The organism is Chitinophaga sp. (assembly GCF_036569125.1).
Lineage (GTDB): Bacteria > Bacteroidota > Bacteroidia > Chitinophagales > Chitinophagaceae > Chitinophaga.
Map to the genome: position 1 here is coordinate 1 of NZ_DATCRF010000598.1, position 5215 is coordinate 5215.

2 protein-coding genes and 1 pseudogene are annotated in these 5215 nt (G+C 48.7%); all 3 read left to right on the top strand.

What is annotated here, in order from left to right:
* Positions 1–1073, top strand: a 1073-nt coding sequence (locus tag VIM87_RS22330; RefSeq protein ID WP_331999152.1) for a TolC family protein, incomplete at its 5' end; no start/stop codon positions are given.
* 6 nt (positions 1074–1079) lie between these two features.
* Positions 1080–2138 (top strand): efflux RND transporter periplasmic adaptor subunit, encoded by a 1059-nt coding sequence (locus tag VIM87_RS22335; RefSeq protein ID WP_331999153.1) that lies wholly within the window; start codon positions 1080–1082, stop codon positions 2136–2138.
* A gap of 11 nt (positions 2139–2149) precedes the next feature.
* Positions 2150–5215: pseudogene (locus VIM87_RS22340) on the top strand (efflux RND transporter permease subunit); the annotation flags it as partial.

The window sequence follows — 5215 nt, forward strand, 5'->3', positions numbered from 1 at the left end:
GTCCTAACGATGTAAAGGTATCTTTAAGCAAGCAATATAGCAGCAACGCTACAGCGCAGCTGGACCAGGTGCTCTTCGACCAGTCCATGCTTACCGGCCTCAAAGCCAATAAATACAGCCGGCAGCAGGCAGCGCTTAACATCCAGCAAAGCCAGGAAGCCATCATTTATAACATCAGCACTGCTTACTTCCAGATCTTCGTGTACCGGCAGCAGTTAGAGCTGCTGCAGATCAATAAAGACACGTATGAAAAGCAGATAGCCATCTACCGCCTGCAGGTAAGTAAGGGCACCGCATTGCAAAAAGACCAGGATAAGGTTACCGTTGACTATAACAATACCATTTCCCAGATCCGCGTAGCAGAAAGCAACCTGCAGCTGGCGGAAAACGATCTGAAATATGAAATGGGGTATCCCATTAATGAGCAGCTTGCAGTAAATACTTCAACACCGGTGGAGATCCCTGCCCTGCAGCCAGGAGACAGCACCGGGGACTTTTCCCCAACAGCAAGGGTCGATTACAGGCTTTCCCAGGTGAATATAAAAGCGCTGCAAATAGAGCAGGCCCGTATAAGGGCCGAAGCGCTTCCCAGGCTAACCGGCTATGCCCGCTATGGCGCCGTTGGCTTTGGCAATAACCTGAAGGAAGCATATAATACGCTGCTGCCGTTTTCCGCCGTAGGCCTGAAGCTCACCATTCCCATTCTTGATTTCTATAAACGTAATGCCCGGTACAAGCAGGCGGAGATTAACCGTATAAATGCGGAGGAAAAGCTGAAGCTGGCCGAAGGACAGTATAAAATGGAATACGGGAATAACCGCACCAAGCTGCTGCAGGCACAGGCCAACGTGGAAAATGACCAGCGGAATATTGCCCTGGCAGAATCAGTGCTCAAGGTTACGGACCTCCAGTTCCAGAAGGGGATCACTGACCTTACCGATTGGCTGAATACACAGCACTCGCTCAGGGAAGCGCAGAACAGCTACCTGAACTCACTGTACAATTATTACCTGGCTAAAATAGACCTTGAAAAGTCGGCAGGAACATTGAAAACCTTTTATAATTCACTCTAAAGCGCCATGAAACAAAAATTTATAATAACCCTGGTATGTATTGGCATCACCGGGATGATCGTACTCAAACTGTTTTCCAATAAAAGAAAGATCAATGAGAAGAACCAGCCGGCTTCCGTTGAAAATATCCGTATACCCGTAACCGTTGCTACCGCTACAGAGAATGTGCAGCAAACAGGCATCATAAAAACCGGTATGCTGGCTCCTTTTAAGGAGGCAAAGGTTTTATCGGTAAGCAGCGGCAACGTGCAGCAGCTGCGTTTTAACCTGGGCGACAATGTACACCAGGGGCAAACGCTGGCCGTTATTGATTCCCGGCTGCTGCAGCTTGACCTGCAGAAATCAGCTACCAATGTAGCCAGGCTTCGCAACGATCTGCTCACCTATTCGGAATTGCTGGCAGGGAATGCTGCCACCCGGGAAAAGGTAGACGAGATCCGCCAGAACTATAACGATGCAGTGAACCAGTCGTCACAGCTGGAAAGGCAGATAGCCGACGCCAGCATCAAAGCGCCCACCAGCGGCATTATTGGTCTTAAATCCGTTGAAGAAGGCATGTATGTAAGCGCCGGTACCGAGATAGCCACTATTGTAAACCTCTCCCAGCTAAAAGTGCAGGTAAACCTTACTGAATCAGAAGTGTACCAGGTAGCTTTAGGTGAAAAGATCAGGCTTACCACGGATGTGTATCCCGGCAGATCATTTTCAGGTACCGTTACTTTTATCAGCCCGCAGGCCAACCAGGCTTACAACTACCTGGTAGAGATCACCGCAGGCAATGATAAAAATGCGCCTTTACGTTCCGGTACTTCTGTTTATGCCGATTTTTCTAAAAAGACATCCCAAAAGATCCTGCTGATCCCACGGGAGGCATTGAATGCAAGCACCCAGGATGCTTCCGTGTACGTGGTAAAAGATGGCAAAGCCGTTTTACGCAGCATAAAAACCGGTAGTGAATATGGCAGCAATATCCAGGTTATTGAAGGCCTGCAGCCGGGTGAGCAGGTGGTCACCTCCGGGCAGATCAATCTAAAAGACGGTTCCTTAATCAATATTTCAAAATAAAGACCAGGCGTATGTCATTAACCGAAATTGCCATTAAAAGGCCGTTATTACTGATCGTTATATTTACAGTCCTGGCGCTTTTCGGGGTGCAGTGTTACCTTAGCCTGAACTATAACCTGCTTCCCAAAATAGAAGTACCAACCGTTTCTGTGAGCACCCTTTATCCCGGCGCAGCAGCAGCAGAAGTGCAAACAACCGTTACCAAAAAGCTGGAAGATGCCTTTTCCTCTGTTGAGGGGCTTGACCAGATCAGCTCCACTTCCCAGGAAAGCGTTTCCATCATCACCATCTCTTTTAAAAATGGCATCGACATAGATAAGGCGGAACGGGATGTGCAGCGCAGGGCAGACCAAACTATTAACGACCTGCCTGATGATGCGGAAAGACCGCAGATCAACAAAGTGAACCCGGAAGAAACCCCGGTTATAAAAGCCGGGGTAACCGCTACCATGAGCCCCCGCAGCCTGTACGACCTGGTAGATAACCAGCTTAGACCGGTGCTGCAGAATGTGCCGGGTGTGGGCCAGGTGAATATTATTGGCGGCGATGAACGCGAGATCCAGGTTAATATTAACCAGGAGAAATTGCATTCCTATGGTCTTACTATTACACAAATAACGCAGGCTGTTAGTAATGCCAATCTTTCATTTCCCGCAGGCAGCATTGAAACAAAGAACCAGCAGCTTTCCATACGCTATGATGCCAATGTTAGCTCGCTGGATCAGCTGCGCAGCCTGATCATAAAGCAAGCTCCCGGCCAGGGGGCCATCTATCTCCGGGATGTTGCGGAAGTGGTGGACGCAACGGCCGAAACCACGGCCATCAATCATATTAACGGTATCCCCTCCATTGGTATACAGATCATCAAACAAACAGATGCCAATGCGGTGGATGTAAGCGCCGGGGTTAAAAAAACATTTACACGCATAGAGGAACAATACAGATCCAGAGACCTGAAATTCAATATTTCATCAGATCAGAGCATCTATACATTGCATTCTGCAAACGCCGTAATAGTAGACCTGGGCCTGGCCATTCTGATCGTAGGAGTTGTAATGCTGGCGTTCCTGCACAGTATGAGAAGTTCCATGTTTGTACTGTTGGCGTTACCGTCATCCATTGTCCCCACTTTTATTGCCATGTACCTCCTGGGTTTTTCCCTGAACCTGATGACGCTCATGGCCATGTCTTTGGTAGTAGGTATTTTGGTGGATGATTCCATTGTAGTGCTGGAAAATATCTACCGCCACATGGAAATGGGCGCAGATAAGCGGAAAGCCGCCCTGGAAGGCCGGAATGAAATAGGTTTTACCGCCCTTTCCATCACGCTGGTGGATGTGGTGGTGTTCCTGCCGCTGGCGCTGGCCGGGGGAATGATCGGTTCCATACTCCGGGAATTTTCCCTGGTGGTAGTATGCTCAACCCTGATGAGCCTCTTTGTTTCATTTACCATCACTCCCCTGCTGGTAAGCCGTTTCGGTAAGCTGGAAGAGCTGAAGAAAAATACGCTCTGGGGAAAGCTCAACCTGGGTTTTGAGTACTTTATTAATAACCTGAAAGAAGGTTATGGAAAAATGCTGGAAATAGTGCTCCATAAGAAAAGGTGGATCCTGTCAGCCACTTTACTGCTCATCATCGGGTCCATAGCACTGATCCCAACCGGTTTTATCGGCGCTTCCTTTATCCCGAAAACAGACCAGAGTGACCTGATCATCAATATGGAGCTGGAACCAACGGCCACCATTTATAAAACCAATATGCTGGTGCAGCAGGCAGAGAAAATAATTATGCAGCAGCCGGAAGTGGAAAAAGTATTTTCCAGCATCGGGTTTGTGAACGGAAGTGTAGCCGGTACCAGCAGCAATGCCAACCTTGCAGAGCTTACCTTAACGCTGGTAGACAAGAAAAAACGCCGCTTATCAGCAGAAGAATTTGGAACCTTTATGCAGCAAAAGCTAAGCGGCGCCATCACCGGTGTTAAATTCACCGCATCTGCCACCTCTATAACCGGAGGGGTGAGCAATGCGCCCATACAGGTAGCCATAAAAGGTGTAGATCTCAAAGCGGTACGCGAGGTTGCAGAAGCCTATAAAAAAATAATAGCAGCAGTACCGGGCACACAGTTTGTAAAGCTCTCCGTTAAGGACAAAAAACCGGAGGTAGATATTAAGCTGAACCGGGAAAAAATGAGCCTGCTGGGCCTCAATGCCAGCCAGGTAGGCGCCGCGCTTCAAAATTCCTTTAGCGGAAATGATCAAAGCCAGTACAAACAGGCCGGCAATGAGTACAACATCCTGGTTAGCCTGGACAAGTTTAACCGCTCTGATGTTAAGAATGTGAGCAACCTGCCCTTTGTTAACGCCGACGGGCAAACGATCTTACTGAGCCAGTTTGCAGAAATAAGGGAAGCACTGGGAGAAACTACCCTGCAGCGTATAGACCGCCTGGGCGCCATTACCGTACAGGCCAATGTGGCCGGGCGGCCAACAGGCACTGTTACCAGCGAGATCAAAGAGAAAGCGAAGGCTGTAAAAATTCCGGATGGCATTAGCATAGCCTACCTGGGCGATTCCAAAAACCAGGGCGATGCCTTTGGCAGCCTGGGCCTGGCGCTGCTTACCGCTATTATCCTGGTGTATCTTATTATGGTGGCGCTCTAAGAAAATGCGGTGTACCCCTTTGTAGTGCTGTTCTCCATACCAGTAGCGCTTATTGGCGCGCTGTTAGCCCTGGCGCTTACGATGGAAACGCTGAACATCTTTACCATTATCGGGATCATTATGCTGCTGGGACTTGTTTCAAAAAATGCTATCCTGATCGTGGACTTCACCAATAAGCTGAAAGAGGAAGGCTATAGTGTAAAAGAGGCCCTGGTAGAAGCAGGTAAGGAAAGGCTGCGCCCTATATTAATGACCACCCTGGCCATGGTGTTTGGTATGCTGCCCATAGCTATTGCAAGCGGCGCAGCATCTGAGATCAAGAACGGTATGGCCTGGGTAATTATCGGCGGGCTTACCAGCTCCATGATCCTTACGCTGTTTGTAGTACCGAGTATGTATTTTATTATAGATAGCCTG

Bases quoted from the DNA above. Each gene is read 5' to 3' on its own strand.
- VIM87_RS22335 (WP_331999153.1), top strand. From the start codon at position 1,080: ATGAAACAAAAATTTATAATAACCCTGGTATGTATTGGCATCACCGGG.